Annotated in this window: 18 protein-coding genes and 2 pseudogenes; 9 read left to right on the forward strand and 11 right to left on the reverse strand. The window is 42.5% G+C overall.

The genetic code is table 11. The features are described from left to right. Positions 1-48: 48 nt before the first annotated feature. Together NSP_RS13540 and NSP_RS13545 are read right to left on the reverse strand one after the other, a co-directional pair. Positions 49-1,197, reverse strand: coding sequence for an AI-2E family transporter (locus NSP_RS13540; RefSeq protein ID WP_006195557.1), 1,149 nt, complete (start codon positions 1,195-1,197; stop codon positions 49-51). A gap of 56 nt (positions 1,198-1,253) precedes the next feature. Beyond that, a complete protein-coding gene (locus NSP_RS13545; protein ID WP_006195556.1) occupies positions 1,254-1,448 on the reverse strand; it encodes a hypothetical protein in 195 nt (64 codons plus the stop codon). A 342-nt stretch (positions 1,449-1,790) separates the two neighbouring features. On the opposite strand from NSP_RS13545, the pseudogene NSP_RS13550 reads away from it, so the two are divergent. Next, positions 1,791-2,615: pseudogene (locus NSP_RS13550) on the forward strand (ATP-dependent metallopeptidase FtsH/Yme1/Tma family protein); the annotation flags it as partial. Positions 2,616-2,991: 376 nt separating this feature from the next. After that, positions 2,992-4,119, forward strand: a pseudogene (locus NSP_RS13555) (ATP-dependent metallopeptidase FtsH/Yme1/Tma family protein); the annotation flags it as partial. A gap of 106 nt (positions 4,120-4,225) precedes the next feature. Here the strand turns inward: NSP_RS13555 and NSP_RS13560 are convergent. Both NSP_RS13560 and NSP_RS13565 read right to left on the reverse strand, forming a co-directional pair. After that, the gene (locus NSP_RS13560; RefSeq protein WP_006195553.1) at positions 4,226-4,417 is read right to left on the reverse strand and encodes a DUF2795 domain-containing protein; all 192 of its coding nucleotides are present in this window, start codon (positions 4,415-4,417) and stop codon (positions 4,226-4,228) included. Positions 4,418-5,088: 671 nt separating this feature from the next. Further along, entirely contained in the window at positions 5,089-5,418 is a 330-nt protein-coding gene (locus tag NSP_RS13565) for a hypothetical protein (RefSeq protein WP_006195551.1), read from the reverse strand. 234 nt (positions 5,419-5,652) lie between these two features. On the opposite strand from NSP_RS13565, the gene NSP_RS13570 reads away from it, so the two are divergent. Beyond that, complete coding sequence (locus NSP_RS13570) at positions 5,653-6,330, forward strand: SDR family oxidoreductase (RefSeq protein WP_006195550.1); 678 nt, start codon at positions 5,653-5,655, stop codon at positions 6,328-6,330. Between the two features lie 77 nt (positions 6,331-6,407). Here NSP_RS13570 and NSP_RS13575 read toward each other — a convergent pair whose 3' ends face one another. From NSP_RS13575 to NSP_RS13590, 4 genes are all read right to left on the reverse strand, one after another. Continuing rightward, positions 6,408-7,604 (reverse strand): pyridoxal phosphate-dependent aminotransferase, encoded by a 1,197-nt coding sequence (locus tag NSP_RS13575; RefSeq protein ID WP_006195549.1) that lies wholly within the window; start codon positions 7,602-7,604, stop codon positions 6,408-6,410. Between the two features lie 172 nt (positions 7,605-7,776). Next, positions 7,777-8,280 (reverse strand): DUF29 family protein, encoded by a 504-nt coding sequence (locus tag NSP_RS13580; protein WP_006195547.1) that lies wholly within the window; start codon positions 8,278-8,280, stop codon positions 7,777-7,779. A gap of 92 nt (positions 8,281-8,372) precedes the next feature. Next, positions 8,373-9,725: a cytochrome P450 gene (locus NSP_RS13585; RefSeq protein WP_006195546.1), complete on the reverse strand. Its 1,353-nt coding sequence runs from the start codon at positions 9,723-9,725 to the stop codon at positions 8,373-8,375. A gap of 42 nt (positions 9,726-9,767) precedes the next feature. Beyond that, the gene (locus NSP_RS13590; protein WP_006195545.1) at positions 9,768-10,226 is read right to left on the reverse strand and encodes a hypothetical protein; all 459 of its coding nucleotides are present in this window, start codon (positions 10,224-10,226) and stop codon (positions 9,768-9,770) included. 239 nt (positions 10,227-10,465) lie between these two features. Between NSP_RS13590 and petN the strand changes: the two genes are divergently transcribed. Together petN and NSP_RS26315 are read left to right on the forward strand one after the other, a co-directional pair. Next, entirely contained in the window at positions 10,466-10,555 is a 90-nt protein-coding gene (gene petN, locus NSP_RS24195; RefSeq protein ID WP_006195543.1) for a cytochrome b6-f complex subunit PetN, read from the forward strand. Positions 10,556-10,562: 7 nt separating this feature from the next. Further along, complete coding sequence (locus NSP_RS26315) at positions 10,563-10,724, forward strand: hypothetical protein (RefSeq protein WP_006195542.1); 162 nt, start codon at positions 10,563-10,565, stop codon at positions 10,722-10,724. Between the two features lie 431 nt (positions 10,725-11,155). Here NSP_RS26315 and NSP_RS13595 read toward each other — a convergent pair whose 3' ends face one another. From NSP_RS13595 to NSP_RS13605, 3 genes are all read right to left on the reverse strand, one after another. After that, a complete protein-coding gene (locus tag NSP_RS13595; protein WP_006195541.1) occupies positions 11,156-12,562 on the reverse strand; it encodes an NAD(P)(+) transhydrogenase (Re/Si-specific) subunit beta in 1,407 nt (468 codons plus the stop codon). After that, positions 12,559-12,852 carry an NAD(P) transhydrogenase subunit alpha part 2 gene (locus NSP_RS13600; protein ID WP_006195540.1) on the reverse strand — a complete coding sequence of 98 codons (294 nt, stop codon included), beginning with the start codon at positions 12,850-12,852 and terminating at the stop codon, positions 12,559-12,561. Before NSP_RS13600 ends, NSP_RS13595 begins: the two co-directional genes overlap by 4 nt. Before the next feature lie 71 nt (positions 12,853-12,923). Beyond that, positions 12,924-14,093, reverse strand: a complete 1,170-nt coding sequence (locus tag NSP_RS13605) for a Re/Si-specific NAD(P)(+) transhydrogenase subunit alpha (protein WP_042201938.1) — start codon at positions 14,091-14,093, stop codon at positions 12,924-12,926. A gap of 710 nt (positions 14,094-14,803) precedes the next feature. Between NSP_RS13605 and NSP_RS13610 the strand changes: the two genes are divergently transcribed. The 4 genes from NSP_RS13610 to NSP_RS13625 all read left to right on the forward strand — a co-directional run bounded on the left by NSP_RS13610 (position 14,804) and on the right by NSP_RS13625 (position 16,585). Further along, a complete protein-coding gene (locus NSP_RS13610) occupies positions 14,804-15,355 on the forward strand; it encodes a DUF2808 domain-containing protein (RefSeq protein WP_006195536.1) in 552 nt (183 codons plus the stop codon). A gap of 298 nt (positions 15,356-15,653) precedes the next feature. Then, entirely contained in the window at positions 15,654-15,776 is a 123-nt protein-coding gene (rpmH, locus tag NSP_RS24200) for a 50S ribosomal protein L34 (protein ID WP_231859598.1), read from the forward strand. Between the two features lie 25 nt (positions 15,777-15,801). Continuing rightward, complete coding sequence (rnpA, locus tag NSP_RS13620; protein ID WP_006195533.1) at positions 15,802-16,206, forward strand: ribonuclease P protein component; 405 nt, start codon at positions 15,802-15,804, stop codon at positions 16,204-16,206. Then, positions 16,193-16,585, forward strand: a complete 393-nt coding sequence (locus NSP_RS13625) for a PH domain-containing protein (RefSeq protein ID WP_006195532.1) — start codon at positions 16,193-16,195, stop codon at positions 16,583-16,585. Before rnpA ends, NSP_RS13625 begins: the two co-directional genes overlap by 14 nt. The last annotated feature ends 198 nt before the right edge of the window (positions 16,586-16,783 follow it).

Genomic DNA, 16,783 nt, shown 5'->3' on the forward strand with positions numbered 1-16,783 from the left:
ATTAGCAAAATTTACCTCGGCAAAGTCCATTTTTATGGGGAATTGGGATTACTCTTCTTGTGGTAAAATCTGATCAAGTTGCGGCTCTTGGTCGCCATTTGGAGTTTCTTCCTTCCAGTCAATATCTGACAGGGAAGATTCAGAAATTATGACTAACTCAGTTTCTTGGTGGTGACTTTTGCCCCATTGATCTAAAACATCTTTAATCAATACTTCTTCCAGCCAAATCTTAGCAACAACAGTCAAAGGTAGGGCTAAAAATAAGCCTAAAAACCCAAAGAAAGTCACAAAAAATAGTTGTGAAATTAATGTCACTGCTGGTAGCAATGAAACTCGATTGGCCATGATTGTGGGAGTAACCAAGTTAGCATCAATTTGTTGAACTACAAAATAGAGAATGAATACCAACAGAGGTTTCCAGGGAGTATCTAACAAAGCGATCGCCATTGCTGGGATAAGACTCAATGTGGGGCCTAAATTAGGAATTAAGTTGAGAAATCCTGCTAAAACTCCTAAAGCTAGAGCCGCCTTGACACCCAACACAGATAAGCCTATCACACTCAATATTCCCACTACACTCATGGCAATGAAAGCACCTGTAATCCATCTCTCTAATGACAGTTCACATTTATCTAAAATCCCGTCTACTTTTGTGCGATAAAAGGAGGGAAACAGGCGAATAAATAATTTGCGATAGGCTTGAGGTTCGGCTAAGAACATTCCTGTTAATACTAAGACTAATAAAATCTTGAGTAGGACTTCTAAAGAGCCAGAAACAAAAGCGAAAGAGTTTCCCAATATCTGATTCAGAAAAGGTTGTGCCTGTGCAATGAGATGATTGAAATCTGGGATGTAAGGAACCAATTGGTTAGGAATTAAAGTTTCTAGTCGTTGTATCCAACTATTAAAACGATCAAACCCTTGAGGAACCCGATAAGTGAGTTCTTGAAACTGCTGTGCAAAAGGTGGCACAATCAGCCAGAAAAAACACACAACCCCCACGAAAAAAAGAACTACCGACAGGACAACAGCAAAGCCACGTCTCACGCCAAAGCCTTGAATACGTTTGGCTAGGCGATTTAAGGTGACAGCTAAGACGACGGCGGCAAATATCAGCAATAACACCTGCCGAATTTGCCATAAGATATATAAAGAAAGGACTATGGCGATTAAGCCGATCCATTGACCAAGGTTCACAGGCTGCTCCCCAACTGTGTCATTCAGATTAGGTTAGCTGATTTTAGCAAGTTATACTAATTTTGTTTGGGTGCTGACTGGAATCGCCAAAATAAAGCGATCGCAATCATCACAGTCGGTAACAATACTATAATCAGCGCATTAGCATCTGTTGCCATGATCGAGACATTCGGTCCTGCATACTTAATCAAGACAGACAGCAAACTTGAAATCACAAGTAATTTAACCACAAATCCGAGATTATTTTTCATACAGTTCGGCAATACACATTTTTCTGTGGGGTATACCCGATATTAGGGTATTGGCTTTAGTTTCTAGAATAGACCTATACAGACACGAACCTTTATATTGACACTGCCAAAGTCGCTAGTTCGTTAAATTTTTTGTTGCTTCGAGTAGTTAGAAAAATTGTCTCCATACCCAGAACCTGTCTAATTTGCCACTTCACAAGATAGTTAACCACAGATGAACACAGATATAGACGCGTTAGCGGCTTGCCGTAGGCTACACAGATAAATCTGTATTTCATCTCAATGAAAACTGCTGTAACTGATAACTGATAACTGATAACTGAATTTGGAGGGTGTATCTAAATGCCTGTAGAAACTAATAATAATCAAAAAAAACCCAATCAACCGCCGAAAAATAGGCAGTTGGGCGGGAGTTTACTGATTCTGTTAAGTTTGTTATTAATGCTTAACTTAATCGTTCCCAGTTTGTTTTGGCAGCGACAAGCGCAAGTTCCCTACAGTCAGTTTATTGCTCAGGTGCAAAATAATCAAGTTGAGCAAGCTGTTGTGGGTAGCGATCGCATTGAATATACCATCAAAACCCAAACACCTGAAGGCGAAACCGTAGAAAAAGTATTTACCACTACGCCAGTAGCTCTCGATTTAGATTTGCCCAAAATTCTCCGTGAGCATGATGTCGAATTTACCGCCCCACCGCCATCTGAGAACGCCTGGATAGGTACATTACTCAGTTGGGTGGTTCCGCCGCTCATTTTCTTTGGAATTTGGGGCTTCTTAATCAATCGCCAAGGCGGTGGTCCTGCGGCGCTAACGGTAGGTAAAAGCAAAGCCCGCATCTATTCTGAAGGCATCACAGGTGTAAAATTCAGTGACGTTGCTGGTGTAGATGAAGCTAAAGCCGAACTGGAAGAAATTATTGATTTTCTCAAAAATGCGGGTAAATACACCAGACTGGGGGCAAAAATTCCCAAAGGTGTCTTATTAGTCGGACCCCCAGGAACAGGTAAAACCATGCTCGCCAAAGCTGTTGCGGGTGAAGCTGGTGTTCCCTTCTTCAGCATTTCTGGTTCCGAATTTATTGAGTTATTCGTCGGTGTCGGTGCTTCACGAGTGCGGGACTTGTTCGACCAAGCTAAACAGCAAGCTCCTTGTATTGTCTTTATTGACCGAAAAACGAGACGCAAGCCCCTGACTTTAGGCATGGGGAGAAGGCGGTAAGAACTTTTAAGTTCCGTCAAACGATTGCGTGGCTTTAGCCACAGTGTTAAAATAGATTAGCGAGAAAACAAGTAGGAATAACCTTCAGCGCATTGAAGTATCCTAGTACGGAGCAATCCCGGCAACGGACATATCCGACTCGATTCGGAATAGTTAAAGGGCGAATAATGGCAGGATATGGAGCGTTCATCTTTAAAATATGAAGGACTCAGAAAGTATGCGCGAATGAGAGCAAAAGCTCTTTGAGTGAGTAGAGGGATACTTGAATGTCCCGTTGTCGCCTTTTTCAGGTAGGCAAGAATCCCCTGGCTTTAGACGTGGGGAGGTTCAAGAATTAGACGCGCTGGGTAAGTCTCGCGGTGGTGCTGGACCAATGATGGGCGGTAACGATGAACGCGAACAAACTCTCAACCAGTTACTCAGCGAAATGGATGGTTTTGACGCTAACACAGGGGTGATAATTATCGCCGCTACTAACCGTCCTGAAGTCATTGACCCGGCTTTAAGTCGTCCGGGACGATTTGACCGTCAAGTTGTGGTTGACCGCCCTGATAAAAGCGGGAGAGAAGCTATTCTCAATGTCCATGCTAAAAATGTCAAATTAGCTAATGATGTGAATTTGTCAACTATTGCGGCGAGAACTCCTGGTTTTGCGGGTGCAGATTTAGCTAACTTGGTGAATGAAGCGGCATTATTAGCAGCCCGAAAAAATCGCCAAGCTGTGATTATGGCAGATTTTAATGAAGCTATTGAGCGCTTGGTGGCTGGTTTAGAAAAACGCTCTCGTGTCCTGAATGAACTGGAGAAAACCACTGTAGCTTATCACGAAGTTGGTCACGCGCTCATCGGTGCGTTGATGCCTGGGGCTGGTAAAGTGGAAAAAATCTCTGTTGTCCCCCGTGGTGTGGGTGCTTTGGGTTATACAATTCAGATGCCGGAAGAAGACCGCTTTTTGATGATAGAAGATGAAATTCGCGGTCGCATTGCTACTTTATTGGGTGGACGTTCTGCGGAAGAAACTGTTTTTGGCAAGGTTTCCACTGGTGCGGCGGATGATATTCAAAAGGCTACTGATTTAGCAGAAAGAGCCATTACTATCTATGGAATGAGCGAAAGGTTGGGACCTGTGGCTTTTGATAAAATTCAACAACAGCAGTTCCTCGAAGGTTATGGAAATCCTCGCCGCAGTATTAGCCCCAAGGTGGCTGAGGAAATTGACCGGGAAGTGAAGCTAACTCTGGATAATGCTCATCACATTGCTTTGAGTATTTTGCATTATAACCGCGAGTTGCTAGAGGAGACTGCACAGGCATTATTAGAGAAGGAAATTCTCGAAGGTGTTAAGTTGCGCGAATTTCTCAACCAAGTGCAAGTACCAGATGAACTGGAGGAGTGGTTACGGACTGGGAAGTTATCCGAAGACAGACCATTGATGCAATCACTGCTGGTGTAATGATTTTAGATGACGATATTTTCGGTTAATTAGATCATAATGTAGAGACGTTGCATGCAACGTCTCTACACTGTTTTAATTTCCGTCTTGCGTAGCACTTAAGGAATTATTTCACTTCACCAAAGGCGTGTTCTACATCTGCCATGTTGCCATATTCCCGTTCTGGCATTTGTTGGAGGGTGTCAATTATCTCTTGGTTGGCATTTTTCTGTCTAGCATGGTTGACTAAACCGTCTTTGTTTACCGGAAAGTCTATGCCACTGAGACTTCTGGAAATGTCAATTGCTGATACTGCCATAACTTTAACCTCTTTTAGTTGGTTATGTCTAGGCTATTGGCGATCGCCATCTCTAATTCTCCCCCTACAGATGTAACTTAAGTCTCAAAATTTTTGTGATTTGATATACATCAGGACTTAACTCCTTTAACCCGTCCGGTAAAACAAAACATCTCTCCCCAAATCTTAATTGTTTTATCTCTCCCCTCTCCTTACTAAGGAGAGGGGCTGGGGGTGAGGTTCTATATTTTATTATTCACTATTGTTTATTTTTTTTATTCCGGCTACGCTTAGTCTTCTCAGTTATTTCTAGCTGTTTTATTTTCTTATTTAAATCAAACTCATCACTACTGACCGAAAAACGAGACGCAAGCCCCTGACTTTAGGCATGGGGAGAAGGCGGTAAGAACTTTTAAGTTCCGTCAAACGATTGCGTGGCTTTAGCCACAGTGTTAAAATAGATTAGCGAGAAAACAAGTAGGAATAACCTTCAGCGCATTGAAGTATCCTAGTACGGAGCAATCCCGGCAACGGACATATCCGACTCGATTCGGAATAGTTAAAGGGCGAATAATGGCAGGATATGGAGCGTTCATCTTTAAAATATGAAGGACTCAGAAAGTATGCGCGAATGAGAGCAAAAGCTCTTTGAGTGAGTAGAGGGATACTTGAATGTCCCGTTGTCGCCTTTTTCAGGTAGGCAAGAATCCCCTGGCTTTAGACGTGGGGAGGTTCAATATTGTTTCCAAATTAGCTAATCTTTGTTGTAAAATTTCTAGCTGCTGTGCTGATAAATCATGAGATTTGGCGTTTTTCTCATCAGAACGCCAAACAGCAACAGTACTAAGAGTTGCACCAAAAATAGCAGCTAAAGGCAAAATTGGACCACTTCTCGTCACACCTGCAAGTGGAATACAAATTGCCAAAATGCCAACTGTCATTTCCCAGATTTTCTTGGTAGTAATGAATCTAATATCTTTATCTGGAGATAATTCTCTCTTTTTTTGCTTTTTCTTACCCATGAGTTTCTTTGAGAAGATTTACTTGCTTGTTTAGTTAAAAATTCCTTTAGCGATCGCACTGAGTATAATTGCTTTAATTAAACAAGGGATTTTCGCTACTGATATTTAAATTTCATCACTCAAAAATATCTGTCGTCATAATCACAAACTCAGATTTGGAGTATTGCTGCGACTAGTCAAGCAACTGGTAAAATTTGATTAATTACGAGACCATATTGATTACTCAAAATTTATATGACAAGTGCATCTTACATTTTTCTGGCTGGCGCAAGCCGTGGTGTTGGGCGAGAAATTGCCAAATACTTAAGCGCCCAAAATCTTCAGGTAAAAGCACTCCTGAGAAATGAGTCAGCTGTTGCTGAACTAGAATCAATGGGTATTGAAACTGTCATGGGAGATGCTTTAGATATCAGCGATGTCGAGCGTGCAATAATTGCAGATCAGCCTATCCACACAGTTATTAGTACCATTGGCGGCTTACCTTCGGAAGGTGAAAGGGCTGATTTCCTCGGTAACAAAAATATCATTGATGCGGCTGTTAAAGCTGGAGTACATAGGTTTATTTTGGTGTCTTCTATTGGTACTGGGAATAGCGCTGGTGCTTTACCTCCCCAAGCTTTAGCCACTCTGGGACCTGTGTTAGTGGAAAAGGATAAGGCTGAACAACACTTAATTACTAGTGGACTGATTTATACAATAATTCGTCCTGGTGGGTTGAAATCGGAACCAGCCACAGGTAATGGGATTTTAACTGAAGATCCCCGGATTGTTGGTACTATTCATCGCCCTGATGTGGCGGAGTTGGTTTGTAAAAGTCTAAATTCTCAGCGTTCTCATTATAAAACTTTGTCGGCAGTGGATAAAAATATGTTGGCTGGGGAACCAGAGTTTGTAGAATTTACCTTAGATTAATGGGGTATTGGGGAAATTATCCGGAATTTAAGGAACCACAGAGGCACAGAGAACACAGAGAATAAGAAATACAGATGTTATTTGATTTTGAGGTTCCTGTTTTCCCCATTCCTCAGTAAAATTTGCAAGCCTTTTACTAATCTTTCTATACCTGCTTTGGCGGTATCTTTTTGCAGCGCACCATAAGCAACCCTCAGATAACATCCTGATTCTATCCCGAAGGTTGTTCCGGGAATCACTGCTACTTGATGTTCTTTAATTAACCTTTTAACTAATTCAAAGGCATCCATCTGAGTATGAACTTTGAGGAAAAAGTAAAACGCGCCATTGGCAGGTGCTATGCTACATAAACCTTCTAGGGGTTTGAGGGCATCTATGACTATTTCTCGGACTTGGGAAATAGCACCAATGTTTTTCTGTAAATACTCTGGCTTGGCTTGTAATGCTCCTAATGCTGCATACTGAGAAACAACGGGCGGACAAATCAATATCGTATCTTGAATTTTTTTGACGGCGACAAATAGGTGCTGCGGAATTACCATATAACCAATCCGCCAACTGGCAAAACCATAGGCTTTAGAAAGGCTATACAGGGAAATTGTGTACTCTCTACTACCACTAAATGAGCCGGGAGAAATGTGTTTTACGCCATTGTAGGTAAAATATTCATAGGCTTCATCGCTAATGTGGTAAATGCCATGAGTTCCACAGATTTGATTTACCTGTTTTAATGCGGCTTCTGTATAAATAACTCCTGTGGGATTATTTGGGGATATTGTAACTATAGCTCGTGTTTTGGGGGTAATTGCTTGGGCGATCGCCTCTGGACGCAGGTGATAATTGGTATCTGTGGCGACCAATACGGCACGACAACCAGCCATTGCGATCGCCATCTCATGATTAAAATAATAAGGCGTATTCAGGATAATTTCGTCACCTGGGGAAGTAATCGCCAAAATAGCATTCATAAACGCCATATTGCTTCCCGCAGTCACTACAATGCAGTTATCTTGATTAATTGCAATCTTGTTGAAGGTTTGTAACTTTTCCGCCAGCGCTGATAATAATGGGGGAATTCCCTCAACAGCTTTGTATAAATTATTAGAAGATTCTGCTAAAAATTGGGGTAAAAGCTCAATGGCTTCTGGCGGTGGGTTGTATGAAACTACACCCTGTCCTAAAGAAATTGTGCCGGGAGAATTTTGAATTAATTCCCCAACCACAGGAATAATTGGCGACTGTACCGCCTGCATACGGGAGGTTAGGGAGTCCATATAAAATTAGATTTTGGATAAAATTAATACGTCAAAATCCTATCACCTTTTGTGAGTCTAATTTGTTGCCATACTCAGGGGAGATGTTTGAGCCAACCTTGTGGCGGGGTTTCCCCACCCTATTGCCAAATTTCTCACCCAAATGTGTCATTACTTACCATCTCCCGGCTTTCTAATCTTCACCACCCGGTAATTGAGTTAAACTTTCTGCCACAATTGCTGGTAACTCCTTGGCTGAATAGGAATAAGTTAATCCCAAAAAATTCAAAGCATTCTCAATTAACTGGGTTCTATCTATAATTTCAGCTAGTTGAAATTGACTATACTTGCCATTCATCACTTCTAAACTGGCATCAGCTATAGAACTTTCAATTACTACCTCATTTATGAAATCTTCCCATTCATCTTGATTGACATAATAGGATTTTTTATTTTCTTTGAGATTCACGTCTTGAATTTCTAAAATTGCATTGCGAATAGAAGCTACCCAAGAATTTGTTAATCGCTGTTCTACTTGATTTTTAATTAAATGGATCAACAAAATCTTGAGAAAAGATTTAATCTGCCGCAGAATTGCTTTTTTACTCATCCCCTCTAACTCATCAACAATTGCCAAAGCATCTGCGTAATTTCCTTGTAAAATACTATTTCTGAGGTCGGTGAGTTCCTGTGTCATTTTTTTTAACCTCCATAAAATTATCACTCAAAGCCAAGTCGTTACCAAAACCGATTCTGAGTCTAATTTGTTGCCATACTCAGTGGAGATTTTTAAGCCAACCTTTGACCTGTTATCATCATATTTACACCACGACCAGGCGCAAGGGTAACACCTCGACGACGGGGGACTTCTGGTTGATCATCAGTCAATGCGAGTTCATAGCGTGAGAGAATTGTTGCCAATACTAGCTTCAGTTCAAATACTGCCAAAGCCTCACCCACACAGCGACGCACACCACCGCCAAAGGGGATAAACTCATAGGGAGAAAATTGACGTTCTAGAAAGCGCTCTGGTTTAAATTGCTTGGGTTCTGGATATAAATCTTCACGCTGGTGAGTCAGATACATCGAGCCAACTAATATCGTACCAGGGTCGAGAGCATAACCCGAAATTTCCACAGGTTCTTTTACTGTTCTGGGAAATGTCAACATGGCTACGGGATGAATCCGCAAGGTTTCATTACAAACAGCTGTAAGATAAGGCAACCGGAAAATGCTCATAGGATCTGGTGAATCACCAAGGGTGTCCAATTCTTGCAGTAGTTTTTCTTGAACTTCCGGGTGTTTCTGAATAAAATATAATCCCCAAGCCAGTGCTGTAGCTGTGGTTTCATATCCAGCAAACAACAAAGTCATCAACTCATCGCGTAATTCCTGAACTGTCATAGGATTACCAGATTCATCTTCTGCTGACATCAGCAACGAAAGGATATCAATCCGATTTTCCAGGTTCTGCTGGCGACGTTCAGCAATTTCAGTGTAAATTAAATTATCAAGTTCCTGTCTATCCCTAACAAACTTACCCCAGGGACTCCAAGCGCCTAAATCCTGTTGCAGAGACGAAAAAAATAGCATACTAGAACTCAACGGTGAGCGAAATATATTCGCCATTAACTCTAGTTGTTTCTTGAGTTGTTGGCTGCGTTCTCCTTGATATACACCGAAGACTGCTTGTATCATCACTTGTAAGGTGATATCTTGGGTGACATTACGCGCCAGAAAAGATTTATCTGTCGGTAAATTGCTCCAAACTTCTTCAGTAATATTACTAATAATTTCACCATAACTTCGCATCCGATCGCCATGAAAAGATGGCATTACCAATTGTCGCCGTTTTCGATGGCGATCGCCATCCAGCATAATCATGGAATAATCACCTAATAAAGGCTGCAAAATTTTATTTTCTTTACCACCAGCAAAAAGCTTCTTACGGTCATTGGTTAAAATTTCTTGCATCGCCTGGGGATGGTTGACAAATACTAAGTTGTTACCAAAACCGACGACTTGAGCCGTAAAAATGTCAGGATATTGTTGGGCGGCTTTTTCCATATACCCTACAGGATCAGCTACCCACTGTAATTGCTGGAAAAAAGCAGGAGTTTTTAAACGATTAGGTGTTGACATCAGGTATTTGCTCCCGAAATAGTGATTATTTCAGTGTAACTTTTAATTTTTGCTAGGTTCATCACTCCCTTGAGTCAACTTAAAAGGTTTGACCCAGCCGATTTGAATTGTGGTATCGAGAGCGATCGCCCCCATTGCAAACCACAAAACACTTTCACCAGCTAGCACCAAACCAGGTAAAATTGTCTGAGCAGAATCTATCTGGGTTAAACCTCGCACTAAACCAAAAGCCATTACACCACCAGATTTCAGTTGAGGATTTTCATCGGTGCGGATGATATAGCGATAGGTGACACCAAATAACAAACCAGAAAAAGCCGCAATTCCCCCACTCAGCCACCAACGCCCATTAATCTCACTTTGCAGACTTGCGAGTGTCGGAAAATACCTGGCAACAACCAGGGTATTCACCAGACTGGTAATTAGAAAAGCCAAACCAACAGAAAAACCCCCAATTATTCCCGCTTTGAGAGATTCTAGCCGTTCCGCCATCAATGGCATATTTGCAGTTTCGTTCACTTTATATCTATAAGTAAGACCATTTTTGGATCAAGATCGCCTTCTTAGCGGCTAATCATGGCTTAGTTTATCAGCCTGTGGCATTGCTTGTTGTGGGCTAATAAAACCCCAGCTTACAGAGAATCTGTATAATAAATTAGCAATATAGTTGAAGAATCAACTGCTCTTTCCCATTATCATAGGGATTAGAGACGTTTTGTAATTATTTAGAAAGTAAGACTATGGCAACTTTGACACTGGGTTGGGTATCACTTTTGGTTGTGTTTACTTGGTCAATTGCAATGGTGGTTTGGGGACGTAACGGACTATAGGGGAATCGTGGAAAATCCATTCCTGAATATTTTGGCTTTATTAGCCTTAATGCTTCTAGTAGCGGTTACTGGTGGCGTTGGTTATTTGACTCTAGCAGATTGGCGCGATCGCCGTCGCCGCGAAGACGAAAAACGCGAAATTAGACGCAGTTCTCCCAAACGGCGATAATTCACTCAAAGTTGAACAATGTTTTTGTAGGGGCTTGATTATATCATGTTCCTACAAAAATACAAGCTAAAAATCTTATTTTTGACACTCCCCTGCCTAAAGGCGAGGGGATTCTGTAATCTACCTCGTCACTTGCTCCAATAGGCTTTCGCCTAAAAGAGTAGCGGCCACGAGTCCTACAGCGTTACTTTGGACGTGCCCCGTCCTAGCTTGTCTTGCAAGATTCAAAATGTTATAAGTATTCATCAGTGTAGTGGTCCTCGGCAATGGAACACATCAGAAATTGAGTTTGTACAACTAATTGCTGAACATCTTCTTGACATCAGGAAAATTCCCAAAAAAAACTTGTCCCAGAAGCATCACACCCCCAAGACAAGCCAAATATCTAAATTCTTTTCTTCCTCCGCGTTCTCTGCGTCTGGTGTGGTTTATTAAAGCTGTTTCACTTCCGAAACCAACTTAGAAACCATATCCTTCGCGCCACCAAAAAGCATCGTAGTTTTTTCCTTGTAGAACAATTCATTATCTACACCGGCAAAACCTGTACTCATCCCACGCTTAATTACAATTGTTTGCTTTGCCCGATCTACTTCCAAAATCGGCATACCATAAATTGGGCTATTTACATCACTACGCGCCGCCGGATTTACCACATCATTCGCCCCAATTACCAAAGCCACATCCGCAGCTTCCAATTGAGGATTGATGTCATCCATATCATACAACTGCGTATAAGCCACATTAGCCTCAGCCAATAACACATTCATGTGTCCTGGCATTCTTCCAGCTACAGGGTGAATGGCATACTTAACATCAACACCCATGCGTTCTAATTGGTCTGCCAATTCTCGCACAGTATGCTGCGCTTGGGCAACAGCCATACCATAACCGGGGACAATTACGACGCTACGGGCATAACCCAACATCATCGCGCCTTCTTCCGCATCGATGCTGCGAACAGTTTGGTCGCCTGTAGCACCTGTAGCACCGCCAGCACCACCAGCAACCGCCCCACCAAACGCACCAAATAGCACGCTGAACAGAGAACGATTCATCGCTTTACACATAATCTGGGTGAGGATTAAACCAGAAGCCCCCACCAGTGCGCCAGCGATAATCAACATATTGTTCATTACCACAAAACCAGCTGCGGCGGCTGCTATCCCAGATAGGGAGTTTAACAGCGAAATTACCACAGGCATATCGCCTCCACCAATAGGGAGAACGAACATGACACCCAATACTAAAGAAACTCCCACAACTCCGAAGAATATGGGTAAGCTGTCGGGTGTGATGATTAAATAGGCACTGCCTACTATATAACCAACTAGCAGTAAGAGGTTAAATGGTTGCTGAAAAGGTAATTTAATCGGTGAACCACTGATTAAACCTTGCAATTTGGCAAAGGCGACAAAACTACCGGTTAAGGTGACACCACCAATTAACACATCCAGCAAAATGGAAATGTTGACATCTAGAGGTATGGGTTGAGATGCTGCGATTAACCGCCAAAATTCAGCAACGGCGATGAGTGCTGAAGCTGCACCACCTAAACCATTGAGTAAACCCACCATTTGGGGCATTTCGGTCATTTGGACTTTGTAGGCTGCGATCGCACCAATTCCGGTACCAATCGCCAAGCCCACCAAAATCATCTCATAGTTGAGCACCTGCTGATCTAACATTGTGGCGACAATCGCCAGCAGCATTCCCACAGCAGCGATGACGTTACCGCTGCGCGCTGTAGCTGGGGAACCGAGTTTTTTCAAACCCAGAATAAACAACGATGCAGCGACTAAGTACGTCAGCTGAATCCCAGTTGGTAGAAAATCGCTCACGCCTTAACTTCCTTTTTCTTGAACATTTGCAACATCCGATCTGTGACGAGAAAACCACCAACGACGTTAACTGTCGCTAGTACCACAGCAATTAAACCGAGAATCACCGACACACTGGTATCTTTAGCACCAGCAGCCACAATCGCCCCCAATACCGCAATCCCCGAAATGGCATTTGAGCCGGACATTAAAGGCGTGTGTAATGTCGGTGGAATTTTGTTGATGACTTCAAAGCCAATAAAAGATGCCAAAACAAACACAAACAAAGCAGCAAGTAATGCCTCAGTCATGAAATAATATCTCCTGTTTAGAACCACAGATGCACACAGATAAACACAGATAAATTCTTATCGGCGGTTCATTAATGTGTGCCAATTTGAGGACTTAAAGCTTGTAGTGCATCCCGCACCCGTTGATTGCGAATTTCCCCTGCGTGGGTAATACAAGCTGCATTCACGATGTCGTCAGCAAAATCTACCTGTAAAGCTTTGTCCTTGACTAATAATTGCACTAAGGATGTTAGGTTCTTAGAATACAACTGACTAGCGTGAATTGGCATGGATGAGGGTAAATTGATGGGGCCAATAATTGTTACGCCATTCCAAACAATATCTTTACCTGCTTCAGTGCAGGCGCAGTTACCACCTTGATCTGCCGCTAAATCTACTATTACCGAGCCTGGTTTCATTTGTGCCACCATTTCCTCTGTAACTAGCCGTGGGGCTTTTCTTCCAGGTACTTGGGCGGTGGTAATTACTACATCGGCATTTTTTACGTGTTCGGCGACAACTTCCTGAGTTCGTTGTTTACTAGCTTCAGAAATTTCTTTAGCATAACCACCGGCTGCTGTGGTTTCTTCTTCGAGTTTGACTTCGACGAATTTAGCCCCCAAACTTTGCACTTCTTCTTTGACTGCGGGACGAATATCAAAGGCTTCTACTACTGCACCCAAGCGTCTGGCTGTGGCGATCGCTTGCAATCCGGCTACACCAGCACCCATAATAAATACTTTAGCTGGGGCAATAGTACCGGCGGCTGTTGTCAGCATGGGGAAATACTTTGGTAATGCTGCTGCGGCGATTAATACAGCCTTGTAACCTGCTAGTGAAGCTTGGGAAGACAAAGCATCCATACTTTGCGCCCTAGTAGTACGGGGGATCATCTCCATACTAAAAGCCGTAACTTGGCGATTTGCCAGTTCCTGCGCCACTGCGGGATTTCCCAAAGGATTGAGGAAGCTGATTAACACAGCCCCTTCCTTAAGTAATTCCACTTCAGAACCACCATTTTCTCGCTCTTGCGGTGGGCTAACTTTTAACAGAATATCTGCTTCACCCCATAATTTAGCAGTATCACTGATAATTGTAGCTCCTGCTGCTTCATAGGCAGAATCGCTAAAATAAGAGCGCTCTCCCGCACCTGCTTCCACCGATACTTCCAAACCTTGTTTGATTAATCGGGCTACGGTGTCAGGATTCAATGCTACCCGTCGTTCACAAACTTCAATTTCTTTAGCAACCGCAATTTTCATGAAATCTCCTGGAGATAAATACCTTTTTTGTGGGAAATCTGTCATTTTCCCCTGATTCAGCCTTTAGGGCGATAACTGTCTGCGATCGCTTGTTCTGAGAGATTGAACCTTCAATTTGTCCTTGAATAATCTTGGTTCTCCAGTCCCAGCCTCACTTTGCGCCTCGCATATGTCACATTTGCTGATAGTTACAAATAGGTTCACATATTGCAAATCCTAAGTTGATTACCAAATTTGCATCTTTGTCTTTAGCTTGTTTTAGGGATTGCAAAATTTTAGTATTCCTGGTTCACATATTTTTTAGCTTGATAGTTTCCTAGTTATTTTTTAATGATTGCTGCTTTGAATCAAGCTCATTTTCATCAATCTATCTCAAGTTCATTGGCGATCGCTGACTAGACAGATCAATTTTTATCACAAAACTTTTATATTAAAATACATTTATACATATTTAGAAACAAAATCACATCCCAACTGTATTTTTATTGAGGGTAAATTCTACCAATTTTATAGTGAAACTGTTTACGTAAACAAAAGTTAGATTTATCACAAGCTAATTTTACACTTACTCAAGCTTCTAGAGCTGATGGCACTTTTTGTTTCCATTTAACGTCAATTTTCGGGCTGTCAGTAGTAAAGTTTAGTTACAAAAACTAAATTTCGGTTATTTAGATCACAAACCTATTTTTTTGTTTGAGGAAGCCCATACTATGCAAAGTTTACGATTTTCAGGTTCTAAGGGCAAACTGCCTCTGAGACTTCTTTCTGCTTTAGCCGTGACTAGCTCAATGCTTGCTGGATTTTCAGTGATGAATGCAGCGCAAAGCTCAGAGGGACTCATACTATTTGGCGGTGTCAAAAGCGAAAATCGGCTATCCTACACATTCGATTTTGGTGGAGAGCCTAACACCATAGACCGAGGCAGATTCAGAATACCAGCCAAGAAAATGAATTTAGCAGCAGCTCAGTTTGCCGTTAGCTACCCAGATTATTACGAAGGAACTTTCAACCCCAAAAAGATTGAGGTAAAAGTTGGAGGCAAAAAAGTTCCTCTGACTGAAGTCAAGTGGAACAAGGAAGCTCGCCTACTAGAAATTTTCCCCGAAGAGCCAGTACCAGCAGGAAAAGAGGTGGAGTTAGTGATCTCGGATATGCGAACTCCCCGTTTTGGGGGGATGTATCATTTTAACTGCCAGATTCTCGCTCCTGGGGATGTACCACTACTGCGTTATGTGGGAACCTGGCTTTTGAGTATCTCTTAAATATTTGTCAAAGAAGAGGAAAAGGGTCAGGGGGCGGGGGCAGGGAGAACCCCATAAATAAATTTAGGGGCTTGTATTCCTGTTGGCAGGGAAAATCCGGAATTCTTCCCCCTTGCCCCCTGCTCCGGTGCTCCCCTGCCTCTTTTGGTTAGTTGTTAATTGCTAATTCAGAAGCATGAACCGTTGACTACAAAATCAGCAATTTTTGATTGATCATTTTTGGCTGTTGCAGTGGTACAATAGCAGATTGTAACTTTTTATAAAAATCGCCTAAGAGGAGAAGAGTATGCAGAGAACCCTGGGCGGCACTTGCCGTAAGAGAAAAAGAACTTCTGGTTTTCGTGCCAGAATGCAGACACCAACCGGAAGAAACGTGATCCGAGCCAGGAGAAAAAGAGGTCGTCATCGTCTGAGCGTTTAGGAAGTTTCCAGCAAAAAGAACAGATGTGGCTTTGCCCAAAGCAAATCGATTAAAATCTCGAAAAGATTTTCAGGCAGTTTTCCGGGAAGGAATTCGTCGTCACAGTTCTCATTTCACATTGAGAGCTTTACGACCTTCAGGTTCAAAAGCGCCTTCCTTGGATACTGCTACCAGTCAGAAACCACTGTCCAGCACACAATTTGGCGTTTCCATTAGCACTAAAGTCAGCAAAAGAGCAGTAATTCGTAACCGGATTAAACGCCAGATTACAGCTGCTTTACATGATTTGTTGCCAAATTTGTCCCCTGGCTGGCGGGTAGTCATAGTTGTCAAACCAACAGCAGCAGAATCTAAGTGCGTAAGCCAACAATTTCTGCAAGAATTAGAGCAGTTGTTGGTAAAAGCAGAGGTATTTGATGGGCATTCGTGAAGAAGTTTATTATGAGGGTGGCCCCCACATCGGGGACTTAATTCTCAATTCGTTAATTGGACTAACTGTTGTGGGGCTACCATTGGCAGTTGGGGCAATTGTGAGGGCTTTATGGCTACGCTTCCGGATCACCGACCGCCGGATTTCTGTAACGGGAGGTTGGAGAGGACGCGATCGCACTGATATTATCTATTCAGAAGTGGTTAAAATCGTCAAAGTTCCCCGTGGCATCGGCTTTTGGGGAGATATGGTATTAACCCTCAGAAATGGTAGTCGCCTAGAAATGCGGGCTGTTCCGAATTTCCGGGAAACTTATGACTACATCAACGAAAGAGTTACAGCTAAAAATCCCCTATATAGCGGTGCTGCTAAGAAGTGATAGGGAATAGGGAGTGGGGAGTAGGAAACACCGGAGCAGGGGAGAATTTAAAAGAAAATAGCACTTATTGACTCTACTTAAAGTCCTATTCTCTTCTCCCCTGCCCCCTGCCCCCTGCCCCCTGCTTCTTCTTCCCCATTCGGCTATCCGTAGCGTAGGATAGTCATATAGGAATCATGATTTAGATAAATTAGATTC

The organism is Nodularia spumigena CCY9414 (assembly GCF_000340565.2).
Lineage (GTDB): Bacteria > Cyanobacteriota > Cyanobacteriia > Cyanobacteriales > Nostocaceae > Nodularia > Nodularia spumigena.

What these genes read in the sequence shown, in the direction of transcription:
- NSP_RS13545 (WP_006195556.1), bottom strand. Translation starts at nt 1,448, where the DNA reads ATGAAAAATAATCTCGGATTTGTGGTTAAATTACTTGTGATTTCAAGT.
- NSP_RS13560 (WP_006195553.1), bottom strand. Translation starts at nt 4,417, where the DNA reads ATGGCAGTATCAGCAATTGACATTTCCAGAAGTCTCAGTGGCATAGAC.
- NSP_RS13565 (WP_006195551.1), bottom strand. Translation starts at nt 5,418, where the DNA reads ATGGGTAAGAAAAAGCAAAAAAAGAGAGAATTATCTCCAGATAAAGAT.
- NSP_RS13570 (WP_006195550.1), top strand. Translation starts at nt 5,653, where the DNA reads ATGACAAGTGCATCTTACATTTTTCTGGCTGGCGCAAGCCGTGGTGTT.
- NSP_RS13575 (WP_006195549.1), bottom strand. Translation starts at nt 7,604, where the DNA reads ATGGACTCCCTAACCTCCCGTATGCAGGCGGTACAGTCGCCAATTATT.
- NSP_RS13580 (WP_006195547.1), bottom strand. Translation starts at nt 8,280, where the DNA reads ATGACACAGGAACTCACCGACCTCAGAAATAGTATTTTACAAGGAAAT.
- NSP_RS13585 (WP_006195546.1), bottom strand. Translation starts at nt 9,725, where the DNA reads ATGTCAACACCTAATCGTTTAAAAACTCCTGCTTTTTTCCAGCAATTA.
- NSP_RS13590 (WP_006195545.1), bottom strand. Translation starts at nt 10,226, where the DNA reads ATGCCATTGATGGCGGAACGGCTAGAATCTCTCAAAGCGGGAATAATT.
- petN (WP_006195543.1), top strand. Translation starts at nt 10,466, where the DNA reads ATGGCAACTTTGACACTGGGTTGGGTATCACTTTTGGTTGTGTTTACT.
- NSP_RS13600 (WP_006195540.1), bottom strand. Translation starts at nt 12,852, where the DNA reads ATGACTGAGGCATTACTTGCTGCTTTGTTTGTGTTTGTTTTGGCATCT.
- NSP_RS13605 (WP_042201938.1), bottom strand. Translation starts at nt 14,093, where the DNA reads ATGAAAATTGCGGTTGCTAAAGAAATTGAAGTTTGTGAACGACGGGTA.
- NSP_RS13610 (WP_006195536.1), top strand. Translation starts at nt 14,804, where the DNA reads ATGCAAAGTTTACGATTTTCAGGTTCTAAGGGCAAACTGCCTCTGAGA.
- NSP_RS13625 (WP_006195532.1), top strand. Translation starts at nt 16,193, where the DNA reads ATGGGCATTCGTGAAGAAGTTTATTATGAGGGTGGCCCCCACATCGGG.